General features: G+C 62.6%; 18 protein-coding genes. 11 read left to right on the top strand and 7 right to left on the bottom strand.

Annotated features, from left to right (window positions below):
* The first annotated feature begins 7 nt into the window (after positions 1–7).
* From ACLBKS_RS04325 to ACLBKS_RS04315, 3 genes are all read left to right on the top strand, one after another.
* Complete coding sequence (locus ACLBKS_RS04325; protein ID WP_410191923.1) at positions 8–481, top strand: disulfide bond formation protein B; 474 nt, start codon at positions 8–10, stop codon at positions 479–481.
* 218 nt (positions 482–699) lie between these two features.
* A complete protein-coding gene (locus ACLBKS_RS04320) occupies positions 700–2,340 on the top strand; it encodes a methyl-accepting chemotaxis protein (protein WP_410191572.1) in 1,641 nt (546 codons plus the stop codon).
* 121 nt (positions 2,341–2,461) lie between these two features.
* Entirely contained in the window at positions 2,462–4,111 is a 1,650-nt protein-coding gene (locus ACLBKS_RS04315) for an HD domain-containing phosphohydrolase (protein WP_410191571.1), read from the top strand.
* A gap of 218 nt (positions 4,112–4,329) precedes the next feature.
* Here ACLBKS_RS04315 and argA read toward each other — a convergent pair whose 3' ends face one another.
* Positions 4,330–5,679 carry an amino-acid N-acetyltransferase gene (argA, locus tag ACLBKS_RS04310; protein ID WP_410191570.1) on the bottom strand — a complete coding sequence of 450 codons (1,350 nt, stop codon included), beginning with the start codon at positions 5,677–5,679 and terminating at the stop codon, positions 4,330–4,332.
* A gap of 77 nt (positions 5,680–5,756) precedes the next feature.
* On the opposite strand from argA, the gene hrpA reads away from it, so the two are divergent.
* Positions 5,757–9,797, top strand: coding sequence for an ATP-dependent RNA helicase HrpA (hrpA, locus tag ACLBKS_RS04305; protein WP_410191569.1), 4,041 nt, complete (start codon positions 5,757–5,759; stop codon positions 9,795–9,797).
* A gap of 147 nt (positions 9,798–9,944) precedes the next feature.
* On the opposite strand, the gene ACLBKS_RS04300 is transcribed toward hrpA, so the two are convergent.
* Positions 9,945–10,259, bottom strand: coding sequence for a hypothetical protein (locus tag ACLBKS_RS04300; RefSeq protein ID WP_410191568.1), 315 nt, complete (start codon positions 10,257–10,259; stop codon positions 9,945–9,947).
* Positions 10,260–10,467: 208 nt separating this feature from the next.
* On the opposite strand from ACLBKS_RS04300, the gene ACLBKS_RS04295 reads away from it, so the two are divergent.
* Positions 10,468–12,342 (top strand): EAL domain-containing protein, encoded by a 1,875-nt coding sequence (locus ACLBKS_RS04295; protein WP_410191567.1) that lies wholly within the window; start codon positions 10,468–10,470, stop codon positions 12,340–12,342.
* 85 nt (positions 12,343–12,427) lie between these two features.
* Here ACLBKS_RS04295 and ACLBKS_RS04290 read toward each other — a convergent pair whose 3' ends face one another.
* The 3 genes from ACLBKS_RS04290 to ACLBKS_RS04280 all read right to left on the bottom strand — a co-directional run bounded on the left by ACLBKS_RS04290 (position 12,428) and on the right by ACLBKS_RS04280 (position 15,972).
* Positions 12,428–13,624: a pyridoxal phosphate-dependent aminotransferase gene (locus ACLBKS_RS04290; protein ID WP_410191566.1), complete on the bottom strand. Its 1,197-nt coding sequence runs from the start codon at positions 13,622–13,624 to the stop codon at positions 12,428–12,430.
* A gap of 131 nt (positions 13,625–13,755) precedes the next feature.
* Positions 13,756–14,739 (bottom strand): CysB family HTH-type transcriptional regulator, encoded by a 984-nt coding sequence (locus ACLBKS_RS04285; protein ID WP_410191565.1) that lies wholly within the window; start codon positions 14,737–14,739, stop codon positions 13,756–13,758.
* Between the two features lie 84 nt (positions 14,740–14,823).
* On the bottom strand, positions 14,824–15,972 hold the full coding sequence (locus ACLBKS_RS04280; protein WP_410191564.1) for an iron-containing alcohol dehydrogenase: 1,149 nt from the start codon (positions 15,970–15,972) through the stop codon (positions 14,824–14,826).
* Positions 15,973–16,304: 332 nt separating this feature from the next.
* Between ACLBKS_RS04280 and ACLBKS_RS04275 the strand changes: the two genes are divergently transcribed.
* A complete protein-coding gene (locus tag ACLBKS_RS04275; RefSeq protein WP_410191922.1) occupies positions 16,305–17,234 on the top strand; it encodes an alpha/beta hydrolase in 930 nt (309 codons plus the stop codon).
* 20 nt (positions 17,235–17,254) lie between these two features.
* On the top strand, positions 17,255–18,133 hold the full coding sequence (locus ACLBKS_RS04270) for a YbgC/FadM family acyl-CoA thioesterase (protein ID WP_410191563.1): 879 nt from the start codon (positions 17,255–17,257) through the stop codon (positions 18,131–18,133).
* A 42-nt stretch (positions 18,134–18,175) separates the two neighbouring features.
* Here the strand turns inward: ACLBKS_RS04270 and ACLBKS_RS04265 are convergent, their stop codons facing one another.
* Entirely contained in the window at positions 18,176–19,129 is a 954-nt protein-coding gene (locus ACLBKS_RS04265; protein WP_410191562.1) for a YgfZ/GcvT domain-containing protein, read from the bottom strand.
* A 48-nt stretch (positions 19,130–19,177) separates the two neighbouring features.
* Here ACLBKS_RS04265 and mltG point away from each other — a divergent pair, with 48 nt between their 5' ends.
* From mltG to ACLBKS_RS04245, 4 genes are read left to right on the top strand one after another with little or no spacing between them, the layout of a single operon-like run.
* The gene (gene mltG / locus ACLBKS_RS04260; RefSeq protein ID WP_410191561.1) at positions 19,178–20,335 is read left to right on the top strand and encodes an endolytic transglycosylase MltG; all 1,158 of its coding nucleotides are present in this window, start codon (positions 19,178–19,180) and stop codon (positions 20,333–20,335) included.
* The gene (gene tmk / locus ACLBKS_RS04255; RefSeq protein WP_410191560.1) at positions 20,332–20,967 is read left to right on the top strand and encodes a dTMP kinase; all 636 of its coding nucleotides are present in this window, start codon (positions 20,332–20,334) and stop codon (positions 20,965–20,967) included. Before mltG ends, tmk begins: the two co-directional genes overlap by 4 nt.
* A complete protein-coding gene (locus ACLBKS_RS04250) occupies positions 20,964–22,112 on the top strand; it encodes a DNA polymerase III subunit delta' (RefSeq protein WP_410191559.1) in 1,149 nt (382 codons plus the stop codon). The genes tmk and ACLBKS_RS04250 overlap by 4 nt, the downstream gene beginning before the upstream one ends.
* A 28-nt stretch (positions 22,113–22,140) precedes the next feature.
* Positions 22,141–22,971 (top strand): TatD family hydrolase, encoded by an 831-nt coding sequence (locus ACLBKS_RS04245; RefSeq protein ID WP_410191558.1) that lies wholly within the window; start codon positions 22,141–22,143, stop codon positions 22,969–22,971.
* 382 nt (positions 22,972–23,353) lie between these two features.
* Here ACLBKS_RS04245 and ACLBKS_RS04240 read toward each other — a convergent pair whose 3' ends face one another.
* Positions 23,354–24,166, bottom strand: coding sequence for a hypothetical protein (locus ACLBKS_RS04240; protein WP_410191557.1), 813 nt, complete (start codon positions 24,164–24,166; stop codon positions 23,354–23,356).
* Between the last annotated feature and the right edge of the window lie 121 nt (positions 24,167–24,287).

Genomic DNA, 24,287 nt, shown 5'->3' with positions numbered 1-24,287 from the left:
CCGCCGCATGCTTTTTCTGATTTTCCTGGCCTGTTTGTCGCTCTTGACATTCGGGCTCTATTTGCAACACGTTGTCGGACTAGAGCCTTGCCCGATGTGCATCGTGCAGCGATACGCGCTGGTATTGGTGGCGAGCTTCGCAGGCTTGGCCGCATGGTTCAAAAGTCGATACTGGCATGTGACCGGCGCTGTTTTGGTGCTGCTGTGCTCCGCATTCGGAGCTTTCGTCGCAGCGCGCCAGAGCTGGCTTCAATGGCATCCGCCGGAGTTCCTGAGCTGTGGTCGCGATTTCTACGGAATGATCGAAGCCTTTCCTCTTCAGCGCGTCGTGCCCATGATCTTCCGCGGGTCCGGCGATTGTGCGGCCATCGATTGGACCTTCCTGGGTTTAAGCATTGCGAATTGGTCGTTTGTCTGCTTCTCGCTCATGATCTTGGTGACCCTATTGATGTTGATACGCCCCAAAACAATGCGCGCATAACAAACAGCTGCACCAGTTGCTTGTGACGGGCCACTCGTGTTCAACGCGAGTGGCTTTTTCTTTGGGTGCCTCGGGAAAACACCGCTGATCCCGTTCGCTCAGCCTTCGCGCCTCTTGTTACAGTGTGCGCAGAATAAAAAACAAAACCTTGGTTCTCGCATGCCCTATACCTGGTAAGGGTTCAGTAAGGTCTGGACGCCGTTGAGGAGGAGTTTCCCGTGTTTCGATTCGCTACCATGAGTCTGGGCAAACGCCTGGGTGCCCTGATCGTCAGCGCCATTGTTGGCTTGATTCTGTTGCTGACTTTTTCCATGGTGTCTGAGCGCAGCCTGCTGCTGCAGGAACGCAAGGATGCCGTGCGTCAGGCGACCGAGGTAGCCCACGGCTTGCTGGTGCACTTTCACGATCAGGCCCTCAAGGGCCAGATGTCCATGGACGAAGCCAAGCAGCGAGCCTTGTCGGCCGTCAAGGCCTTGCGCTACAGCGGCACGGAGTATTTCTGGATCAATGACATGCATCCCAAGATGGTGATGCACCCCATTCGCCCGGAACTCGATGGCAAAGACCTGACTGAGAATAAAGATCCGAACGGCAAGCACCTCTTTGTGGAGATGGTGAAAGTCGTGAAAACCCAGGGCTCGGGTGATGTGGACTACATGTGGCCCAAGCCTGGACACTCGACACCGGTCCAAAAGGTTTCGCACGTGAAGGGTTTTCAGCCCTGGGGGTGGATAGTCGGCTCGGGCGTCTACATCGATACGGTGGACACTTCAATCCGACAGCGCGTCATGCAATCTAGCCTAGGTGCATTCATACTCGCTTTGCTGATGCTTGGCTTTGGTTTGCTGATTGTGCGCAGCATTGTTCGACAGCTCGGTGGCGAGCCAGCCGAAGTCAGCCAGATCATGCACAGCATGTCTCAGGGTGACTTGAGCGTGGAGGTTAGATTGAAATCGGGCGATCACAAGAGCCTCATGCATGGCATAAAGGCCTTGCGTGATGCCATGGCGGCCACCGTTGATCGTGTGCGCCGTGGCAGTGAGACCGTTTCGGCCACGAGTGTCGAGATCGCGCAAGGTAACCAAGACTTGAGTTCTCGCACAGAGAGCCAAGCCAGTGCCTTGGAGCAGACCGCGGCTTCAATGGAAGAACTGGGCAGCACGGTGAAGCAGAATGCTGCGAATGCCATGCAGGCCAATCAGCTTGCGCAAAGCGCCAGCAGCGTGGCCATTCAAGGCGGCGAGGTCGTGACCGAGGTCGTGAAGACCATGAAGGGCATCAGCGAGTCCTCCCGCAAGATTGTCGAAATCATCAATGTGATCGATGGCATCGCTTTCCAGACCAACATCTTGGCCTTGAACGCCGCGGTCGAAGCCGCTCGGGCGGGTGAGCAGGGGCGGGGTTTCGCCGTGGTTGCCAGCGAGGTTCGAACGTTGGCGGGCCGCAGCGCCGCCGCCGCCAAGGAAATCAAGGCGCTGATCACCGCCAGCGTGGAGCAAGTAGGGCAAGGCGCAGCCTTGGTGGACCGTGCTGGTTCCACCATGGAACAGGTGGTGAGCAGCATCCGGCTGGTGTCCGATATCGTCGCCGAGATCAGCACGGCAAGCAGCGAACAGAGCTCGGGTGTGATCCAAGTCGGCGAGGCTGTGACCAATATGGATCAGGCCACGCAGCAAAACGCGGCCTTGGTGGAGCAATTGGCTGCAGCGACAAGCAATCTTCGCGCTCAAGCCGAGGAGCTTGTGTCTTCTGTTGCCGTGTTTCAGCTGGCTCCTGGCACGCATGCGGGGAGCCCACATGCAGGTGACCGGCCGCTGGCCATCGGCCAACATACTCCAGCGTTGGCGCTTCCTCGTTGAATTTCTCTCGGGAGCGCGACTGTTACTTTGTTTCAGGTAGGCAGCGCGAGTGTTCTAAGATAGTCTCTCGCTTTGTTTTTCCTTGGCCTGTTTACCAAGGATTGTTACAAAAAGCGCGACCATGAACACGGAAACCTCCGCCAATTTCACGACTGATCTGCTGCGTCGTCTTGAGCAGCTTAACACCATCGGCACTGCGCTTTCGCGCGAGCATGACACGAACCGCTTGCTGGAGAGCATCTTGCTCGCCGCCAAGGAAATCACCAACGCCGATGGTGGGACCCTCTACCGCGTGACCGACGATGAGCGTGCCTTGCGTTTTGAGATCATGCGAACCGACTCGCTCAACATTGCGATGGGCGGCACGACGGGCAAGAAAATTGAATTGCCCTTGGTGCAGTTGTTCGATGCCGAGGGGCGGCTCAATGATCGAGCCGTGGCAGCGTATGCCGCCAACCATGAAAGCACGGTGAACATTCCGGACGCCTACGACAACACCAAATTCGACTTCACCGGAACACGTTCCTTTGATCAGCGCACGGGGTATCGGTCGCAATCGATGCTGGCCGTGCCCATGAAAAATCATGAAGATCGGGTGATCGGTGTGCTTCAGCTGTTGAATGCGCGCAAGCCCGGTAGCGGGGAGGTGACTGCCTTCCTGCCCGCAGACCAGAGCTTGGTCGAATCACTGGCCTCGCAGGCAGCGATTGCTCTGACCAACCGCCAACTGATCGCGCAGCTTGAAGAGCTTTTCGAGGCGTTGATCAGCATGATCAACGAGGCGATTGATGAGAAATCGGAGTACACGGGAGGCCATTGCCAGCGTGTGCCTGAATTGACCATGCTGCTGGCCGATGCGGCAGCGGCCACGACTGCCGGGCCCCTGGCCGATTTCACCATGAGCGACAAAGATCGCTACGAACTGAAAATCGCCGGCCTGCTGCACGACTGCGGCAAGATCACGACGCCCGTGCATGTGGTGGACAAAGCCACCAAGCTGGAAACCATCTACGACCGCATTGGACTGGTGGACACGCGTTTCGAGGTGCTCAAGCGGGATGCCGAAATCGCGGCATTGCGCGAGCAACTCGCATTGCGGCCGCTGGTTGATGCCGAGGCCGAAGCCCGTGTCAGCGAGCGATTGGCTGAGCAACTGAATCGCCTGGACGCAGACCGCGATTTTCTGCGCAGGTCCAACAAGGGCGGCGAGGCCATGCGGGAAGAGGATATTCAACGCGTGCGCCACATGGCCACGCACTACCGCTGGCGCGCGCCGGGAAATGCCGACGGGCAGGACAGCGATTTCCTAAGCACCAACGAGGTTGAGAACCTCACGATCGCGCGCGGCACGCTGACCCACCCAGAGCGCGAAATCATCAACCACCACATTGTCGCAACCATCAATATGTTGGAGCAGCTGCCATGGCCACGGCACTTGCGCAATGTGCCGGAGTACGCCGGCGGTCACCACGAGCGCATGGATGGCAAGGGTTACCCCAAGGGGCTCACCCGCGAGCAGATGTCGGTGCAGGCCCGTGTGATGGGCATCGCCGACATCTTCGAAGCCCTGACTGCGAGCGATCGCCCCTACAAACCCCCGATGAAGCTTTCGCAAGCCTTGTCCATCATGGCGAACATGAAGAAGGGTGGGCACATTGATCCCGATTTGTTCGAGATCTTTGTGCGCGAGCAAGTCTATCTGCGCTACGCCGAGCGCTTTCTGGCGCCCGAGCAGATTGACGAAGTCAATCAGGCCGCCGTGTTGGCCTAAGAAACACCGGTCTTGCGCTGATCCGTTCAGCGCCTTCACAGCGGTCAAAGCTTGAGCACAGGATTTGGTGCAAGCCGTGGCCGTCTTCCGTTTGTCCGGCTCTGCGGGTGGCGAACGGCAAGACCTGGCACAACCGCTGGCGCTGATGGCTGCCTGAATCTCCCGCTTGCTCTCGCTCTCAAACGGCGTCCCGATCGCACTGCCTTAGACGGCCGCTCTCAGGCTAGCTTCTTCACCAACACCTGGCTGCGGCGGTCCCAGTTGTAAAGACGGCGTCGGGCCTCCGGCAGCCAGTCGGGATCGACCTGCTGGAAGCCGCGCTTGATGAACCAGTGCATGGTGCGCGTGGTCAGCACGAAGATGCTCTTCAGTCCCATGGCCCGTGCACGTTGTTCGACGCGCTTAAGGACTTTTTCTCCATCACCCTGGCCTTGGGATTCGCTGGAGACGGTCAGCGCCGCCATTTCGGCCGTGTGGGCCTCGGGGTAGGGATAAAGCGCGGCGCAGGCAAAGATCACGCCGTCGTGTTCGATGATGGTGTAGTTGCCGATGTCGCGCTCGATCTCCGTGCGGCTGCGCTTGACCAGGGTGCCGTCCTTCTCATACGGCTCGATCAGGCGCAAGATCCCGCCCACATCGTCCGCCGTGGCCTCGCGCAGCTCCTCCAGCTTTTCGTCGACGATCATGGTGCCGATGCCGTCGTGCACATAGATCTCAAGCAGCAAGGAGCCGTCCACCGCGTAGGGAATGATGTGGCTGCGCTCAACACCTCCCTTGCAGGCGCGGATGCAATGCTGTAGGTAGAACGCGGCGTCGCTGGGCTGCTCGGGGGCGGGCAGTTCGGCCAACAGTTTTTCGGCGGCGGCCAAGGGCAGTTCGGTGTCGATGGGGTTGTCCTCGGATTCTGGTTCGCTGGGGCGCAATCGCAGGCCGGGAATCTCGGTGATGAAGATCAACTTGTCGGCGTGCAGGGCGGTCGCCACCGAGGTCGCAACGTCTTCCATGGTCAGGTTGAAGGCTTCGCCAGTAGGGGAGAAGCCGAAGGGCGAGAGCAAGGCCACCGCGCCCATGTCCAAGGTGTGCTGGATGGCGGCGACGTCCACCTTGCGCACCAAGCCCGAGCTCTGGAAATCCACGCCATCCACGATGCCCACGGGCCGCGCCGTGATGAAGTTGCCAGAGAGCACTCGCACGGTGGCTCCAGCCATGGGGGTGTTGGGCAGGCCCTGACTGAAGGCGGCCTCAATTTGGTAGCGCAACTGTCCTGCGGCTTCCTGTGCGCAATCCAAGGCGACTTCGTCCGTGATGCGCATGCCGCGCGAATACAGCGGCGCATGGCCCTTGGCCTTGAGTTGATCGTTCACTTGTGGGCGAAAGCCATGCACCAGGACAATCTTCACGCCCATGCTCTGGATCAAGGCCAGATCCTGCGCCAGATTGGGCAGCTTGCCCGCCGCGATGGCCTCGCCACAGACGCCCACCACGAAAGTCTGGTTACGGAATTTGTGGATGTAAGGCGCAACCGAACGGAACCAAGGGACGAAGGTGAAATTGAAGACGGCGGACATGCGTGGACGCGAAGGGCTAGTGGCTGTGGGATGGCGTGTAGGCTGGGATAATCGCGGATTCTCCACGAAGTTTTCCCTTGAGTTCCTCCACACTGAAAATCGAGTTTCCCGAGTCGCTGCCGGTGTCGGCCAAACGCGACGAGATCGCTGCCGCGCTGCAGGCCCACCAAGTCATCATCGTCTGCGGCGAGACGGGTTCGGGCAAGACCACGCAATTGCCCAAGATCGCGCTCAGCCTGGGCCGCGGCAAGCTGAACTACCCCGCCGGCCAGCGTGGCCGGTTGATTGGTCACACCCAGCCACGCCGGATTGCCGCCTCCAGCGTGGCCAAGCGCATCGCGGAGGAATTGCAGACCCCGCTGGGTGAGGTGGTGGGCTACAAGGTGCGTTTCAATGACCGGCTGGGCAAGGACGCCTCGGTCAAGCTGATGACGGACGGCATCTTGCTGGCGGAAACCCAGACCGACCCGCTGCTGAACGCCTACGATACGCTGATCATTGACGAAGCGCACGAGCGTTCGCTCAACATCGACTTCCTGCTGGGTTACCTGCGGCAGATCCTGCCGCGCCGGCCTGATTTGAAGGTCATCGTGACCTCGGCCACGATCGATGCGGAACGGTTTGCCAGGCACTTTGCTTCAGCGCCCAAGGATCGCCCGGCGCCGGGCCGCCCCAGGCCGGGCGAAGCCCCCTCGGGGGGCAGCGAGCCACATGAGGTGGGCGAGCGTGGGGTCCTTGTCCCTGCGCCTGTGATTTATGTATCGGGTCGCACCTACCCGGTCGAGATGCGCTGGCGTCCCTTCGAGGAAACACGTGAGCACGACATCAACGACGCCATCGCCGATGCCGTCGATGAACTCTGGCAAGGCCATGCGACGGGGGACATTCTGGTGTTCTTTCCCGGTGAGCGCGAAATCCGCGAGGCTGCGGACCACCTGCGCAAGCACCTTAGCCACGACCCCATCAAGCGCAGCGCCGAGGTGCTGCCCCTGTTTGCAAGGCTGAGCCAGGCGGAGCAGGACAAAGTGTTCGACGGGCACACCGGCCGCCGCATCGTGCTCGCCACCAATGTGGCCGAAACCTCGCTCACCGTGCCGGGCATCCGTTACGTCATCGACACGGGCACGGCGCGGGTCAAGCGCTACAGTTTCAGGAGCAAGGTCGAGCAGCTGCTGGTCGAGCCCGTCAGCCAGGCCGCCGCCAACCAGCGCGCGGGCCGTTGCGGACGCGTGGCCAACGGCATCTGCATTCGCCTCTACGACGAGCAGGACTTCAACGGGCGTGAGCGTTTCACCACGCCCGAGATCCTGCGCTCCTCTCTAGCGGGGGTCATCCTGCGCATGAAGTCCCTGCACCTGGGCTCGGTGGAGGATTTTCCCTTCCTCGAGGCACCGTCGGGCCGTGCCATCGCCGACGGCTACCAGTTGCTGGCTGAGTTGGGCGCGGTGGACGACGCCAACGAACTCACGCCCTTGGGTCGTGAGCTGGCCAAGCTACCGCTGGACCCCCGCGTGGGCCGCATGATCCTGGAAGCACGGGACCGGCAGGCGCTGGAAGAGGTGCTGGTGATCGCCAGCGCCCTCAGCGTGCAGGATGTGCGTGACCGGCCGCTGGAGGCCCAGGCTCAGGCTGATCAGGCGCACGCGAAGTTCGACGATGAGAAGAGCGAGTTCACCGGCTACCTCAAGCTTTGGAAGTGGCTACACGATGCACGGGGCGGCAAGCCGGACGGGGCGGCGGCTCCAGGGGCAGCAGAACACAAACTCAGCAACCGCCAGTACGAATCCCTCTTGCGCCAGAACTTCGTGAACGTGCGCCGCGTGCGGGAATGGCGTGACATCCACAGCCAGTTGCTGACGGTGGTGACCGAGCATCAATGGCGGCTGAATCAAGCGCCCGCGACTTACGAGCAGATTCACTTGTCCATGTTGGCAGGCCTGCTCGGCAATGTGGGCTGCAAGCACGAGACGGAGGACATCTACCTCGGCGCGCGTGGCGTCAAGTTCCATCGCCATCCTGGCGCACACCTTTCGAAGAAGCCGGGGCGATGGATTGTCTGCGCTGAACTGGTCGAAACGACGCGGCTCTTCGGGCGCGGCATTGCCGCCATCGAGCCGCCATGGCTGGAGCAGGTCGCAGGGCACTTGCTCAAGAAGCAGCTGCTTGATCCCCATTGGGAAAAGAAAGCGGCGGAAGTGGTTGCGTTGGAGCGGGCCACGCTTTACGGCCTGCTGATCTACAGCGGGCGGCGCGTGAATTTCGGGCGGGTCGACCCGGTGGCGGCGCGCGAGGTGTTCATCCGCGAGGCCTTGGTGGCTGGAGAATGGGATGTCCAACTGCCCTTCCTGGCCGCCAACCGCAAGCTGATCCGCGAGGTGGAGGAGCTGGAGCACAAGTCCCGCCGGCAGGACGTGCTGGTGGACGAGCAACTGATCTACGCCTTCTACGACCAGCATTTGCCTGCCCAGGTTTGCAGCGGCTTTGAGTGCGAGCGCTGGTATCGCGAGGCGAGTCGTAGCCAGCCTGACCTGCTGCGCCTGACCCGCGAGGAGTTGATGCGCCACGAGGCGGCGGGGGTCACCAGCAGCGCCTTTCCCAAAACCCTGCGCTTGGGCGGCGTGGATTGCGTGGCCAGCTACTTGCACGAGCCCGGTGACGCGCGCGACGGACTGACGGTCACGGTTCCGCTGTTCGTGCTGAACCAAGTCAGCGAGGAACGCTGTGAATGGCTGGCCCCGGGCATGATCAAGGACAAGATCCAAGCCCTCCTCAAAAGCCTGCCGCAAAAGCCGCGCAGCCGCTTCGTGCCCTTGCCGGAGTCGGCCGCCCGCCTGGCCGAGGAGCTGGGGCAGCCAGAAAACTTTGGCCGAGGCAGCCTCACCGATGCCTTGCTCAAGCGGGTGCGCGATGTGACCAGCCTGGATGTGAAGCGCACGGATTTCAAGCTCGACATGCTCAGCCCCCATCTGTTCATGAACCTGCGGGTGGTGGATGAACACGGGCGGCAGTTGGGCCAGGGGAGGAATCTCGCGGCTCTCAAGGCCGAGTTGGGCGCGCAGGCGCGCGGCGCTTTCCAAGCTTTGGCGGCGCTCAAGGCGGCTCCAGCGGCTCAGATGCCGGATGCCACGATGCGACGATCCAGCGCGGGTGGTGGGCCGAGGCAGTCCAATGCGGGAGAGGGTCTCCAGCCAGGCCAGGCCCCTTCTTCAAGCAAGAGCACATCTAGCCACCCGCAGTCCGCGTTATCCACCAGCCCGGCGGCCGACGCGGCACAGCGTTATCTGGCCTGGACGTTTGGGGAGTTGCCTGAACTGATGGAAATCAGAAAAGGCGGTCAGGCGCTGATTGGCTTTCCAGCCTTGGTGGACGCGAACGATGCCGTGATGATCGAGGTGTTCGACGAGCCTGAGTTGGCCACCGCCAAGCACCGTGCCGGTTTGCGGCGCTTGTTTGCCTTGCAAATCCGCGACGCGCTCAAGTATCTCGAGAAAAACATCCCGGACCTGCAGAAGATGGCCGTGGCCTATTTGGGTTTGGGCACCCTGGAAGAGTTGCGCGAGCAGATTCTGGAAGTGGCGTTGGATCGAGCCTTCCTGCTGGAGCCGCTGCCCGTGAACGAGGTCGAGTTCAAGCGCCGCCTGGACGAAGGGCGCGGCCGCTTGACCTTGATTGCCAACGAAGTGGCGCGCCTGGCTGCGACCATTTTGAGCGAGTACGCCATCGCGCAGCGCAAGATCAAGGACAACAAGAATGCGACGGAGGCGGTTGCCGACTGCAATCAGCAATTGCAGCGTCTTATGCCCAAGCGCTTTCTGGCGAGCACCCCTTGGGCAGCGCTGCAGCACTACGCGCGCTACCTCAAGGCCATCACCTTGCGGTTGGACAAATGGCGTGCCGATCCAGCCCGAGACGCGGCACGGTTGTCCGAGCTCAAGCCGCAGGAACAACGTTACTTGCGACTGTTGGCCGAGCGCAAGGGCGCGAGTGATGCCCGCTTGCAGGAACTGCGCTGGTTGCTCGAGGAGCTGCGCGTGAGTTTCTTCGCGCAAGAGCTACGCACTCCGCAGCCCGTCAGCATCAAGCGCATCGAAAAGGTGTGGCTGCAGTTGAACGGATAGCAAAACGGTCGGCTGAACGTTCGATGCGTGCTTGGCATCCTCGTGATGCCGATCTACTCGAATCTGCGCGCACGTCAGATCGCTCGGCATGCCCTCCTGCTTCATGGCTTTCCCTAGCTGGCCATCTTTGCACTCAAGTCGAGTCCTCTAAGGACGATGAGACAGAGTGGGGCAGTGGGGCCTGTCGCTCATCTCTTGTGCAATCAGTGCCTGATGATGGATTTCCACCACAGCTTGTTCATGTCTGGCCGACATGGCGCGGATGATGAAGGAGAATGACAACGTTGTTGAGGAACGTTTGGACAGGAGGCTGGAAACAGCGAAGAAAGTGATCAAGACCGGAGTGTCGGACTCCACCACGGTTGAAAGAGTCATTAGGGAATGTGAAAGTTGAAGGGTGACAGAGAGCGCCAGCAGAGCGCCTCCCTTCAAGCGCCCGACGAGGCGTGCAGAGGAGTCCATTGTGTCAGCAGAGGGTGATACGCCTGTGGCGGCGGCTTCAGGCGTTTCGGAGGTAGAGCGCAGACAGGCCAGCAGGCTTTATGGCGCGGCGTGGGCAGATGCCCTGCAGAGCATGCGGCCGGTCTTGCAGGACCAGCTCGAGGTCATTGTTGAAAAACTGTTCCGCAGTCTCGCGGAGATCCCGTCAATCAGTGATCTGATTCTGACCATGGCGCCGCCAGAGCAGACCCAGTTCAAGGCACGTCTGCGCGAGTACCTGCTGACCTTGTCTGCCCCCGACCTGGATGCGGAGAAGCATCGCGTGCTCGCGGGGCGCCTGGGTTTGCAGCATGCGGTCATGGGTGTAGCCCGGGACGATCTGACACTGGGCTCGGAAATTCTCCTGGCCCTGGTGCGTGACCACGTCGGTGGAGTACAGCACGGTCGCGCCCTTGCAGCGTTGGGGCAACGGCTGATGCGGGACTTGTCCTTGCAGATGCAGGTCTACCAAGACGTGCAGATTCAGCGGCACAAGCTGACGCAGGAACTGACGCAACTGGTCTGGCAGGTGGAGAGTTACACCGACCTGATAGACCGCATGACGCAGCGCTTGTCTGAACATGGAGAAATCGCCGCCTGCTCGTTTGGTCGGCTGGACAGCCGCGGGTTGTTCCGTTTCGAGGCGGTGTCCGGTCAGGCCAATGATTTCTTGATGCGATTCGAGCAGCTTGCAGGAGGTTCGCTGAGCGAGGTCAGCGAAGATCCGACCGCACGCGCCTGGCGCACCCGAGAGGTCCAACGCTGCATCAATTTCGCCACCGACCCGGCCACCGAGCGCTGGCGTGGCTTGATGCGAGAGCACGGCTACCGTTCCAGCGTGGCCATTCCGGTCGGGCCCAGCGATGGCCCGCCGTTCTTCGTGCTGACGCTTTTTTGCACACTGCCAGGTGGTTTCAGTTCGACGCACCAGCAATCGTTCATCGAGCAATTGCAGACCTTGTTGGTATTCGCCTTGATGGCCATCGAAGGTCGTCATGGCCCCGCGCGCGTGGTTCCGTACGCGACCCGGCAGCATTGGGCCAGCCTGCTGCGCACCGACGCGCTCGAAATGCACTACCAACCCTTGCTGGACCTTCAGTCCGGCAAGGTCACCAAGGTGGAAGCCTTGGCTCGCTTGCGCGCGGACGGTCGTCTGTTGGGGCCCGGTGAGTTCTTCGCGGCCTTGCTGCCCAGTGATTTCGTGGAGCTTTACGCACGCGGGCTGCGCGAGGTGCTGCTCCAACGCCGACGCTGGCGGGACGCGGGTCTGGATCTGGCGGTGTCCTTGAACCTACCGTCCAGTGCCTTGGTCGATCCTCGCTACTTCGAGGTCACGCAAAACATCCTGCTTGAGCAAGGTTGCGAGCCTGAGATGCTCACGCTGGAACTGCTGGAGACCGGGGCCATCGGCTATGGCGCTGACGCGGTCGGGGTGTTCCACAAGTTCAAGTCCTTGGGTGTGAAGTTGGCGGAAGACGATCTTGGGGCCGGCTACAGCGGCTTGGCGCGTTTGCGCGAAATGCCCTTTGACCTGATCAAGATCGATCGCAGCATCGTGCAGAACCTCGAACGCGATACCTTTGACGTGCTGCGCTTCATCTACCAGCTCACGCGGCTCGGGCATGCCTTGGGCAAGCGCGTGGCACTGGAAGGGGTGGAGGACCCAGGCCTCCTGGCGGCGGTGCGCATCCTGGGTGTGGATGCCGTGCAAGGCTACGCGGTTGCCCAGCCCATGCCGGGGGACGCTTTGCTGCCTTGGTTGCAGTCATTCCAGGCCCATTCGGTCGCGCCTTGCCCCCGTTCCAATGGTGTGCTGGCGAGGTTGGCGCGGCTGTTGGTCTGGGAGGAACGTCTGCATCTGCACCTGGAGCACGCCCAGACCCTGGGTGGAGATGTGGAGGAGGATACGTTGATCTCCGGCCCACCGCTGCCCACCTTGTTGGGCGAACGCGGGCGGGTGCACGCGGATCAGGCCGTCGCGGTGGCGCGCTTGCACGGCATGTTGAGCGTCCAATACCAGCATGCGCGTCAGGGACTGATTCTGGCCATCAGCGCCAGCGACTGAGTCGACCTAAACAGGCAGCGCCTGCACAAAGGCACTGCATCCTTCATGGCGGGCTGGCTCGTTCGTTCGTGCGAGCGAGCGAGGCTCAGAGTCTGCTCAGGCGCTCCAAGGCCAGCTGGAGCGTCTCGTCTTTCTTGGCATAGCAAAAACGGATGACTTTCTGGTCGTGGCTATTGCCATAGAAGGCCGACAACGGGATGGCCGCAACGCCAATTTCGGCAGTGAGCCACTGGCAGAAATCGGCTTCGCTCAAATCCCGCTCGGGCACCGACAGTTCAGAAATGTCGACGCACTGGAAGTAGCTCCCCTCGCTGGGCAATAGTCGAAACTTGGTTTTTGCAAGGCCCGCGCGGAACAGGTCTCGCTTGCGTTGGTAGAAGGCGGGCAGGGTCAGGTAAGGCTGCGGGTCAGCCATGTAAGCAGCCAAACCATGTTGCACCGGCGTGTTGACGGTGAAGACGTTGAACTGGTGCACCTTGCGGAACTCGGCCGTCAGTGAGGCCGGGGCTGCGACGTAGGCCACTTTCCAACCGGTGACATGGTAGGTCTTGCCAAAACTGCTCACGATGAAGGAACGCGCGGCGAGACCTGGGTAGCGGGCTACGCTCTCATGTCGCTGGTGGTCATAGACCATGTGCTCGTACACCTCGTCGGCAATGACCAGCACGTTGGTGGGGGCCAGCAGTGCTTGCAGCTTCTCCATGTGCAAGCGCGACCAGACCGTTGCGCTCGGGTTGTGTGGTGTGTTGATGATGATGGCGCGGGTCTTGGACGTGAGGGCCGCGGCGATGCGGTCGAAGTCGGGTTGGAACGATCCCGGTTCGCTGGGTGACCCCAAAGGCACCCTCACCACCACGCCGCCGGCCAGCTCGATGTTGGGCACGTAGCTGTCGTAGCAAGGCTCCAACACGATCACCTCGTCGCCTGGATGCACGACCGCGAGGATGGCCGTGAGGATGGCCTGGGTCGCGCCAGCGGTGATCGTGATTTCGCTGTTGGCGTCGTACGCGTGGCCGTACAGCGCGGTGATCTTGCTTGCCACGGCCTGGCGCAGAGCGGGCACACCCGTCATGGGAGGGTATTGGTTCAGGCCTTTGCGCATGGCGTCAGCCACCGCGTCAACCAGGCGCGGGTCCCCCTCGAAATCCGGAAATCCCTGGCCCAGGTTCACCGCATTTTTCTCCGCCGCCAGCGCGGACATCACCGTGAAGATGGTTGTGCCCACTCTAGGCAGGCGAGACTGAAGAACAGGCGTGGTTGGAACAGGGGTGGTCGCTGTCATGGTGTGATCATCGTCGGTGTTTTCAAGGAGTCCGCTCAACATGCCTCTGAAGAGGCTCGCTATCAGCGTTTTTCACCATCGCGCGATGGGCCGGAAAACGAAGCGAAGGTGCGCGGCGCATCAAGGGCTTCCTACAACTCGTACTCCGTGTGCTCCCCGCGCATCACACGCTGCACGAGGTCACGAGGCAGACGAGCGCTCAAGAGTTCGGCGAATTCGTAGACGAAATTGCGCAGGTAGGCCCCGCGCTTGAAGGCCACCCGGGTGACGTTGTGACCGAACAGGTGGCCCAGCGGGCGCACGACCAATTCGCCCGGATCACGTTGCGCATCCGTTTGCGCATCACCGCTGGTGAGCGAGGGCCGGTCGCGCACCGCCATCTCGGCCACCAGGCCCAGGCCCATCCCCAGCTTGACGTAGGTGGTGATGACGTCCGAATCGATGGCCTCCAGCACGATTTGGGGGTTCAGCTTGCGCTGGGCGAAAGCCGTGTCAATGCGGGTTCGGCCCGTGAAGGTCGGGTGGTAGGTGATGAGCGGCACGGCGGCCAGGTCTTCCAGGTGCAGACGCTCTTTGCTTGCCAAGGGGTGCTGGGCAGGCAGCACCAGCACGTGTTCCCACTCGTAGCAGGGCAGGGTGACCAGTTCATCGTAGTCGGCCAGGGATTCGGTGGCGATGCCGATCTCCGCCACTTCGTCGATCAACATGCGGGCTACCTGGTCCGGGTTGCCCTGGTGGAGCGACAGTTTGACTTGGGGCCAGGCCGAGCGAAGCTTGGCCACTGGCGCGGGCAGCACATAGCGCGCCTGGGTGTGGGTGGTCGCGATGGAGAGCGTGCCGCTGTCCTGGGCGCTGTACTGCTCGCCGATGCGCTTGAGGTTGCCCACCTCGCGCATGATGACTTCGATGCTGCGCAGCACTTGCTCGCCAGGCTCCGTGACGCGCTTGAGCCGTTTCCCGTGGCGGGCAAAGATGTCGATGCCCAGTTCTTCCTCCAACTCAAGGATGGCCTTGGACACCCCGGGTTGCGACGTGTGCAGGGCTTTGGCCGCCTCTGTCAGGTTGAGTTGGCGCCGCACCGCTTCTTGCACAAAGCGAAATTGATGCAGGTTCATGGCATAAAGAAGCTAAAGAATTGCTTTATTATGCCTTTAAATATTTATGACTTCCGGATCGCTTGATTCCGAGTCTTACGGACGCTACATCGATGCCGCCAGCAGGCTTTCATAGTCCTCTGCGCTCGCCTCCTTGGGATTGGTCTTATGGCAGTGGTCGGCCAGTGCGCCTCGCACGATGTCCGAGAACTGTGACGAAGTCACGCCCAGCGCCGCCAGGCCTGTTGGCAGGCCCAGGCGGGCGTTCATCTCCCGGATCGCCGAAGGAATGTCCGAGCCCGCATGCAGTCCCATGGCTTGCGCCATGCGTGCCAACCGGTTTTCCCGTGCAACGCTTTCCGCCCCGGCGTTGAACGCCACCACGGCCGGCAAGAACATCGCATTCAGCGTGCCGTGGTGGAGCCGCGGGTTGAGTCCACCCAGGCTGTGACTCAAGCTGTGCACGCAGCCCAGGCCCTTTTGGAAAGCCATGGCGCCTTGCATGGATGCACTCATCAAATGACGACGCGCTTCACCATCTCGGCCGTCGCGTGTCGCGCGCTCGATGTGGGCCCAGCCGCGCGCCAGGCCGTCCAGCGCGATGCCATCGGCCGGCGGGTTGAAGGCCGAGGCCATGAAGGTTTCCATACAGTGCGCGATGGCATCCATGCCCGTGGCGGCGGTCAGCAGCGGTGGGAGGCCATAGGTGAGTTCCGGATCGCAGATGGCGACTTTGGGCACGAGGTGCCAACTGTGGAAGCCGAGTTTGCGGTGGTCGTCCAAGATGAGCAGGGCCCCGCGCGCCACCTCGCTGCCAGTGCCGCTGGTCGTGGGCACGGCGATCAGCGGCGCCACGCGTTCGGTGATGAGGGCAGAACCCCCTTCGATGGTGGCGTAGCGCCGCAGTGGACCCTCGTGGGTGGCCATCAGGGCGACGCCTTTGGCGCAATCGATGGCGCTGCCGCCTCCCACGGCGATCAAGCCATCGCAATGCTGCTCTCGGTACAGTGTCGTGGCGGCGCGCACGGCCGCCTCGGTCGGGTTGGGCGGGGTCTGGTCGAAGATGGGGACGGTCGCTTTGGCGGGGCTTTGCGCCAAAGCCGCCAGGGCGCGATCAACGATGCCTGCTGCCCTTACCCCTGCGTCAGTTACGACCAGTGGCCGGGTGATGCCAACCCGCTCACATTCTTGCCATAGCTGCCGGATGGCGCCGAAATCGAACTGGACCTGGGTGACATACTGGATGAGTGCCATGTCGTCTCCTGCACAGTGATGGCGCCCTGGGTGAAGTTTTGCTGAGCGGGCGCGTTCGGGCTCGACTCTAGCGGCCGCGGTGCCCGATGTCGCTGGGCGGCTGTCTCGCGCGGTACTCGGTGTCCCGACTGCTTGTCTGAGCCGCAGTCTCCTGTAGGATGCGCGATCCAAGTCCGCGCCTAACGAGCCGCTATGTCCGACCGGTTCGACGGTGCATTGACGGTGGCGTGTCCGTCGACCGTCGCATCGATTCGTTCATCACCCTTTTCCCCGAGACGCCGTACATGCGCGCTCCGCAAGACCGCAATCCTCGCGACCTCCTCAGTCCGGCCATGAGGCAAGTCATCGACAACATCGCGCGCGCACGGCAGCCAGCACTGCATGATTTGCCGCCTGAACAGGCGCGGCTTGCTTACGCCAAGGGCTCGGGTGTGCTGGATGTGCCAGGCCCCGCCCTCGCGCGAGTCGAGGATGTGCAGGTGCCTGCCCGTGATGGCGCCAGCTTGCCAGCGCGGCTGTACGCCTCGCGCACTGTCGCGCAGGGACGCTTGCCCGCTTTGCTTTACTTCCACGGTGGCGGGTTCACGATTGGCGGCATCGCCAGCCACGATGCCTTGTGCCGCCGCTTGGCCGATCAGGCCGCGTGTGCCGTGCTGTCCCTGGATTACCGCCTTGCCCCGGAGCACAGGTTCCCAACGGCGGTGCACGATGCCTGGGACGCGTTGTCGTGGCTGGCCGATCCAGTGCAAGCCCGTCGGCTGGGGATTGATGCCTCTCGCCTCGCCGTGGGGGGGGATAGCGCCGGGGGGACGTTGGCCGTGGTCAGCGCCATCCAGGCCCGGGACGCCGGGTTGCCGCTGGCTCTGCAATTGCTGTTCTACCCGGGCACCACGGCGCATCAGGACACTCCATCGCACCAAACCTTCGCGGAAGGGTTTGTGTTGGGTGCGGCCTCCATACGCTACTTCTTCGACCACTATGCGCCTCGGCGTGAAGACCGGGAGGACTGGCGTTTCGCGCCCTTGCTAGCGCCGGACGTGGACGGCGTTGCCCCAGCGTGGGTGGGCCTGGCCGAGTGTGATCCGCTGGTCGATGAAGGACTGCTCTACGCTGACAAACTGCGTGCCGCTGGCGTGGCGGTCGACCTGGACATCTACCGCGGCGTGACCCACGAATTCATCAAGATGGGCCGCGCGATCCCCGAGGCACTGCAGGCCCAGGCCGACGCGGCCCGCGCCCTGCGCGGTGCCTTGCACCCCTGAGCACACATGAAAGCAGCCGCATGAAACGCCTGGACTTCCGATTCCTCCACCGCTTGCGCGTGCGCTGGGCCGAGGTGGACATGCAGAAAATCGTCTTCAACGCGCACTACCTGATGTACTTCGACACCGCCATCAGCGACTATTGGCGTGTCCTAGCCCTGCCTTACGAGGAATCCATGCAGCAGCTGGGCGGCGATCTCTACGTCAAGAAAGCCACGGTGGAATTCCACGCCTCGGCGCGCATGGACGATCAGCTGGAAATCGGTCTGCGCTGCGCCCGCATCGGCAACTCATCCCTGCAATTCATCGGCGGGATTTTCCGTGGCGAGCAGTTGCTGATCAGCTGCGAGCTGATTTATGTCTACGCGGATCCCGCGACACAGACTTCGCGTCCCGTGCCCGTTGAGTTGCGTCAGTTGCTGACCGATTTTGAAGCGGGTGCCGAAGCCAGTCCTGCCTTGACCCACTTGCGTGTTGGCGGTTGGGCCGAACTGGGCGAGGCTGCTTCGCGGGTGCGTACCGAGGTCTTCGTGCGAGAGCAGCGCATTCCCGCAGACATGGAGTGGGACGCGGCAGACCAGACCGCGGTGCATGCCGTGGTCTTCAACCGTCTGGGCATGCCTCTGGCCACGGGGCGGCTCTTGCGCGACGAGAAGCCTGGGGTGGGCAAGATTGGCCGCATGGCCGTGCATCGCGCCTTGCGCGGCACAAGCCTGGGTCGCGACATCGTGTCTGCCTTGACGCAAGCCGCCCGGCAGCGTGGCGACCATGCCCTGGTGCTGCACGCCCAGCGCAGCGCCGAGGGGTTTTATGCTCGCCTGGGCTTCGAAGTTCGAGGCGAGCCTTACGAAGAGGTCGGAATCCCGCACGTCACCATGGTTCGCTCCCTCGAAGCCTGAGCGATTGCTTTTCGAGGCGCAGACCCAAGGGCCGAGCAGTGCTCAGATGTCCTCGCGCAGGGGGTAGGGCAGAGGGAGGGTTGTGAGTGCCGCACCCTCTGCGGTTTGAAGTTGGGCTTGTGCATGAGCCATCTGGAGCACCACGATGGCGTCAAAGCCACCCTCGGGTGCGGCCCGCCGTCCCAGCGGTGCTGCCGAGGTTTGTGCCACCACGCCACAGGCCTCATGGGGCGCGGCCGCATCGAAAATCTCTTGGCCAGCGCTCAGGGCCACGGGGCTGCGCACGCGCAGCGCGCGGCGCTTGATCGCCCCCCGGAACTGGCTGCGCGCGACCACCTCTTGGCCCGGGTAGCAGCCCTTCTTGAAATTGATGCCCTCGATGGACTCGTAATTGAGCATCTGAGGCACGAACGCCTCAAACGTTGGCGCGCTCACCATGGCGACGCCGCTGAGCACTTCGCCCCAGAGCCAGTCTTCATGAGGCAGAGCCTGCGCTGCGGGCGTGGGCGTTGATGCAGGTGCCAGCCATAGCGCGCGCGCGGCCCACTCATCGCCGTTCACCGCAGGGTGCAGGTGAATTAATCGGGCTTCGCCGCCCAGAGTCTGGCAGGTCCAAGGGGCAGACCTCGGGCCAGCGCCCAGGGTGTGGGCCGCGACGGCGTCACCTGCCAAGCCGTAGAGGGCGAAGCTCGCGGTTGCGTCACTGAGCTTGACCTTCGCACGCAGCACGAACATGGACAAGCGCTTGAGCGTGCGCTCTAGCAAGTCTTTGCTGCAGACCAGCAGGATGTCATCGGCGGCCAGCTTCACGCCAATGAAGCTGGCCTGCATGCGTCCCTGCGCTGAACAAAAAGCGGCGAACCGGGCTTGGTTTGCGCCCAGCAAGGCGAAGTCGTTGGTCAGCTGACTCTGCAGGAACTTGGAGGCCTCTTCACCCTGGACGCGCAAGACGCCCAGGTGGGGCAGGGGGGAAATACCGTTGAGCAGGGGATTCATGGGCCTGAATTATCATCACCCGTCATCAACCTATTCGGATCAGGGTCTGTGTTCAGGACGCTCAAGAATCTCGTGGTTTTGTTTCTGTTGCTGGTCAGCCTCGCCCTGGTGGGGGCGGTGGCTGCGGCCACTTGGTGGTTGAACCAGCCGCTGCAACTCAACGCCTCCATGGTGGAGGTCATCATTCCGCCCGGGGCCTCGGCGCGTGCCGTCGTGCAGACCTTGAACCTCAATGGGGTGCAAACCCAGCCGGTGCTGTTGTACGGCTGGCTGCGATTTTCCGGTGCCTCGAAGCGCATCAAGGCGGGCAACTATGAGCTCACACCGGACCTGACACCGCGCACGCTGCTGGCCAAGCTGGTCAAGGGCGATGTGGCTCAGCGCAGTGTGACCCTGGCTGAAGGCCTGACTTTCGGCCAATGGCGCGCCATCCTGCGCGCGGCGCCAGACCTACAACCTGATACCTCGGGTTTGAGCGCGTCGGAGATCATGGAGAAACTCGGACACCCGGGGGTGCCCGCCGAAGGGCGCTTCTTCCCCGACACGTACAGCTACCCCAAAGGCTCCAGCGATCTGGCGCTGCTACGCCGTGCCAAGCAGGAGATGGACCGGCGTCTGGCCTTGGCCTGGGATCTGCGCGAGCCCAGCAGCCCGCTCAAGTCGCCGGACGAGGCCCTGATTCTCGCCAGCATCGTGGAAAAAGAGACCGGTCACCCCGAGGACCGGGCGCACGTGGCTGGCGTGTTCAACAATCGCTTGCGCATCGGGATGCGCCTGCAGACCGATCCGACCGTGATCTACGGTCTGGGTGAGAAGTTCGACGGCAATCTGCGCAAGGTTGACTTGCAGACCGACACACCCTGGAACACCTACACCCGCGCGGGCCTGCCCCCGACACCGATCGCCATGCCAGGCATGGATTCCCTGCTGGCAGCCGTCAAGCCAGCCAAGACCGAAGCGTTGTACTTCGTGGCGCGGGGGGATGGCACCAGCGAGTTCAGCACCACCTTGAGCGATCACAACCGCGCTGTGCGCGAGTTCCAGCTCAAGCGCAGCGGCAAGGCCGAGCCGGTGCCGGTCAAGGACGAGAAGGCGCCTGGTGTCGCTGAAGCATCGCCGCCGCCCCCGCCCCCGGCTCCGGCTCCGACTGCTCCGCCGCCCACGGCTGTTCCCACTCCAGCCCCCCCCGCACCCGCGCAGCGATGAGCGGTTTCTTCGTCAGCTTCGAGGGCATCGACGGCGCCGGCAAGTCGACCCACATCGAGCGTCTGGCGCAGGCCTTGCGTGAGCAAGGGCATGCGGTGACGCTTACCCGTGAGCCTGGAGGCACCCCGTTGGCCGAGAGCCTGCGGGCCCTGGTGCTGGCAGAGAGGATGGACGCGTTGACCGAGGCGCTTTTGGTCTTCGCAGCGCGGCGGGACCATCTGCAGAACGTGATTGAGCCCGCATTGGCGCGTGGTGACGCCGTGCTGTGCGACCGGTACACCGATGCCAGTTATGCCTATCAGGGGGGAGGGCGTGGATTGGACCTCGGCGTTTTGGGGGCCCTGGAACAGTGGGTGCAGGCGATGCCCGGCGTGGCTGGGTTGCGTCAGCCCGATCTGACGTTGTGGTTCGACCTGCCGCCGGAGTTGGCGGCCCAACGCTTGGCGGGCGCCCGCGCGCCCGATAAGTTCGAGGCCGAACCGGTGGCTTTTTTTCGTCGTGTTGCCGAGGGCTATGCCCGCCGCGCGTCCCAGGACGCTGCGCGTTTCGCGCGCCTGGATGCCGCGCAATCGCGCGAGGTGGTCTGGGAACAACTGCTGCGCGCAGTGCGCTCCAAAGGCTGGCTGACATGACGGAACCCGCCGTCGAGCTTGCCACCCCTGCATTGCCGCCCTGGATTCTTCGCCAGAGCCGTGAGCTGGCCTCTAGACCCGGGCATGCCTGGCTGCTGCAAGGCCCCTCGGGCCTCGGGCAGTACGGCTTGGCACTCGCCTTGGCGCGAGTTTGGTTGTGCGAAAGCCCGGTGGCGCCCGAGGACCATGAAATCGGGCGCAGCGGCTTGGTCGCCTGTGGCCATTGCCCCTCGTGTCACGCCATCGACGTGCGCACGCATGCCGATCTCTGCGTGCTGATGCCCGAGAACGTGATGCTGGAACTGGGCTGGCCCTTGAGCGAAAAAGCCCAGGGCGAAATCGACAAGAAGGAGCGCAAACCCAGCAAGGAAATCCGCGTCGATGCGATGCGAGAGGCTATTGAGTTCGCGCAGCGCACCAGCTCGCGCGGCCGTGGCAAGGTCATGCTGATCTATCCCGCCGAGCGCATGAACGCCATCACGGCAAATGCCTTGCTCAAGACTCTGGAAGAGCCACCGGGCGAGGCGCTCCCCGACACGGTGGCGACCGATGGGCCTGGCCTGTTCGGTGACGAGGTGCTCCCGGTCCCGGCAGCCGTGCCTTCGACCCGCTTCGTGTTGGCCACCGAAGCCGCGCACCAGCTTTTGCCGACCATCCGCAGCCGCTGCATGAGCCATGTGCTGGCCTGGCCTGCGCCCGACGAGGCCCTGGCATGGCTGGGAACGCAAGGACTGAGCGACACCGATGCCCAGGTCTGGCTGCGCGCCGCGGGTGGGCGACCGGAGGATGCGCTGCGCCTCGCGGCCCAGGTGGGTGAGCCGGCGCGTTGGCGAGGATTTCCTCGTGCCATGCTGGGCGGCGAACTGAGCAGCGTGGCCGAGTGGAGTCCCGCCCAACTGATTGACGCTCTGCACAAGCTCTGCCACGACCTGATGGGCCAGCGCGTAGGTGCTGCGCCGCGGTACTTTGATGCCGCTGACCTGCCGCCCCTCAAGGGCGCTGCCTCTGCCGGTAACGCGCTGGGCCGTTTGCGTGATTGGCAGCGTGAGTTGGTGCAGGAGGCCCGCTCGGCGGAGCACCCCTACAACCAGGGGCTGATGATGGAGTCGCTGGTGAGCCGCGCGAGCAGCGCCTTGCGCGTTTGATCACGAACAGACTTCCTTGGATTTGCGCATGTACACCGATTCCCATTGCCACCTGAACTTCCCGGAGCTGCGCTCGGACCTCCCCGGCATCCGATCCGCGATGCGAGCGGCAGGTGTCGAACGCGCTTTGTGCATCTGCACGCGGCTGGAGGAGTTCGAGCCGGTCCACGCGCTGGCCTTGGACCATGCGGACCCTGCCGAGGGCCCGGTCTTCTGGGCCACCGTGGGCGTGCACCCCGACGAGGAGGGCGTGACCGAGCCCAGCTTGGAGGATCTGCTGAGCCGGGGCCGCCTACCCCGTGTCATCGGCATCGGTGAAACCGGCCTGGATTACTACCAGATGGACGAGCGCAAGGGCGGGCGCACGGTGGCCGACATGGAATGGCAGCGCCAACGTTTCCGCGTCCATATCCGTGCGGCCCAGGCCCTGCGCAAGCCCTTGGTCATCCACACCCGCGAGGCTTCGGCCGACACCTTGGCCATCTTGAAGGAGGAGGGCGAGGACGCCTCCCCTGGCAGCGCAGGCGGCGTTTTCCACTGCTTCACCGAAACCGCCGAGGTGGCCCGCGCTGGCCTGGACCTGGGCTTTTACATTTCGTTCTCCGGCATCCTGACTTTCAAGAAGTCCGAGGAACTGCGGGAGGTCGCCCGTTTCGTGCCCCTGGACCGCATGCTGATCGAAACCGACAGCCCCTACCTGGCGCCCGTTCCGTACCGGGGCAAGACCAACAACCCGTCCTACGTCGTGCATGTCGCCCGGCAGATCGCCGAATTGCGCGGTCTGGCGCCCGAGGCCGTGGCCGAGATCACCAGCCGCAATTTCGAACAGCTGTTCAGCGGCTGCCTGGCTTCGGCCTGAGTGCCTGCCGGCGATCGCTGTCCTCGGCGGCGATTTCATACTCGCCGCCCGTGTCCCTCGTCATCCATCTCGCTGCCGGGCTCAGCGCTCCGGTTTGGCGGCGGGATGTCTGTGCATCAGCTCATCGGGTTTGCACCTGGGTTTCACGCTTCAAAGCCAGCACTTCAACTTGCATGAATCTTCCCAGGAAGGGCCTTGATTTCAAAAGACTTCTAGGCTTCTGGGGTGCTGTTCGGATGGGGTTTGAGCGGTTCATTTATTTAATACGATGTGTATTATGTAAACTTTAAAATTAGGTGACCGTCAATGGCTTTTGGGTTTTAAAAGGTTCCGGCCTGACCCCCTCAGCTTGGTCCCCTCTACTACTCGGGCCATCTGGTTGCTACGGAATCTTGCCGACCAAAGTGCTGTACGACTGGATTGCAGGGCCGATGCCACCTCCTGAGCCCTGGGCCAGGCTGGTGACGAAGACCATGCCGCTTTCAAATTCGGTCGCCGTCTTGTCGGCCCACGTGACGTTGGCGCCAGCGCCAGCATTCAGCGTCTGACCGAAGAACCAAGGCGCACTTTTCCCGGCATAGACGCTGCGACTATTGGCGGAGTAAGAGGTATTGAGCGCATCGGTGTTGCGGTAAGCCATCAGCACGGTTCCGTCGGTCAGGTCAATGACATCGCCCAGAAACGTTGGATTATTGGCACCCGCCACGGCGTAATAGCTGGGGTGCGTCACGGCCCAACAGGCATTCTTGCCAACGGGCAAGGCGCCCTTGTAGAGCGGCAGAGCGTTGCGCAGATTGGCGCAGAGGGTCGCTGAATCGGTACTCCAATTCGCCAATGTCCAGGGCTCGATATCCAGCACTACACCATCGAAGGCACTTGCCGGGCCAACGACCTTGGACACCATGGTCGTGAAAACGCTGCTGACGCCGGCGCTGGTCGCCCAATTCGGGGTGCCGGTCGCGACCAGCACCTGGCGTCCGACTGCAGCGGCCTTCCAGCCCGCGACCGCTGCCATGGCCGTTGCATATTGGCCGTTGGCGATGCCATCCCAATATTGGGTGTTGATCCCAAAATAGATTCGGTCGATGCCCCAAGTGTCGGCATAAGTCAGGACGGCTGGAAAATCATTGGGTGCCGTTTGCCAGACCCAGAGGGATTTCGAGAGGGCTAGGTAGTCGTCTTCTGGGCTGGGCATTGTTGACTCCTTTTGACTTTAAAATAGTCCCGTAATTTATTGATATTAAAAGACTTTTATTAAATAAAGGGTTGTCCTGTTGATGCGGCTTGTGGCCTGGCCTGGCCCAGATTGGGTTGGG

Source organism: Hylemonella sp. W303a (assembly GCF_046452315.1).
Lineage (GTDB): Bacteria > Pseudomonadota > Gammaproteobacteria > Burkholderiales > Burkholderiaceae_C > Hylemonella.
Note: the sequence above shows the minus strand (reverse complement) of the source record. Positions and strands in the feature narration are given on the sequence as shown.

Excerpts from the sequence above, each read along its gene's own strand:
- ACLBKS_RS04280 (WP_410191564.1), bottom strand. The coding sequence starts at position 15,972 with ATGGCACTCATCCAGTATGTCACCCAGGTCCAGTTCGATTTCGGCGCC.
- ACLBKS_RS04265 (WP_410191562.1), bottom strand. The coding sequence starts at position 19,129 with ATGAATCCCCTGCTCAACGGTATTTCCCCCCTGCCCCACCTGGGCGTC.
- ACLBKS_RS04325 (WP_410191923.1), top strand. The coding sequence starts at position 8 with ATGCTTTTTCTGATTTTCCTGGCCTGTTTGTCGCTCTTGACATTCGGG.
- ACLBKS_RS04240 (WP_410191557.1), bottom strand. The coding sequence starts at position 24,166 with ATGCCCAGCCCAGAAGACGACTACCTAGCCCTCTCGAAATCCCTCTGG.
- tmk (WP_410191560.1), top strand. The coding sequence starts at position 20,332 with ATGAGCGGTTTCTTCGTCAGCTTCGAGGGCATCGACGGCGCCGGCAAG.
- argA (WP_410191570.1), bottom strand. The coding sequence starts at position 5,679 with ATGTCCGCCGTCTTCAATTTCACCTTCGTCCCTTGGTTCCGTTCGGTT.
- ACLBKS_RS04295 (WP_410191567.1), top strand. The coding sequence starts at position 10,468 with ATGGCGCCGCCAGAGCAGACCCAGTTCAAGGCACGTCTGCGCGAGTAC.
- ACLBKS_RS04275 (WP_410191922.1), top strand. The coding sequence starts at position 16,305 with ATGAGGCAAGTCATCGACAACATCGCGCGCGCACGGCAGCCAGCACTG.
- ACLBKS_RS04285 (WP_410191565.1), bottom strand. The coding sequence starts at position 14,739 with ATGAACCTGCATCAATTTCGCTTTGTGCAAGAAGCGGTGCGGCGCCAA.
- ACLBKS_RS04315 (WP_410191571.1), top strand. The coding sequence starts at position 2,462 with ATGAACACGGAAACCTCCGCCAATTTCACGACTGATCTGCTGCGTCGT.
- ACLBKS_RS04290 (WP_410191566.1), bottom strand. The coding sequence starts at position 13,624 with ATGACAGCGACCACCCCTGTTCCAACCACGCCTGTTCTTCAGTCTCGC.
- ACLBKS_RS04270 (WP_410191563.1), top strand. The coding sequence starts at position 17,255 with ATGAAACGCCTGGACTTCCGATTCCTCCACCGCTTGCGCGTGCGCTGG.
- ACLBKS_RS04245 (WP_410191558.1), top strand. The coding sequence starts at position 22,141 with ATGTACACCGATTCCCATTGCCACCTGAACTTCCCGGAGCTGCGCTCG.
- ACLBKS_RS04300 (WP_410191568.1), bottom strand. The coding sequence starts at position 10,259 with ATGGACTCCTCTGCACGCCTCGTCGGGCGCTTGAAGGGAGGCGCTCTG.
- ACLBKS_RS04250 (WP_410191559.1), top strand. The coding sequence starts at position 20,964 with ATGACGGAACCCGCCGTCGAGCTTGCCACCCCTGCATTGCCGCCCTGG.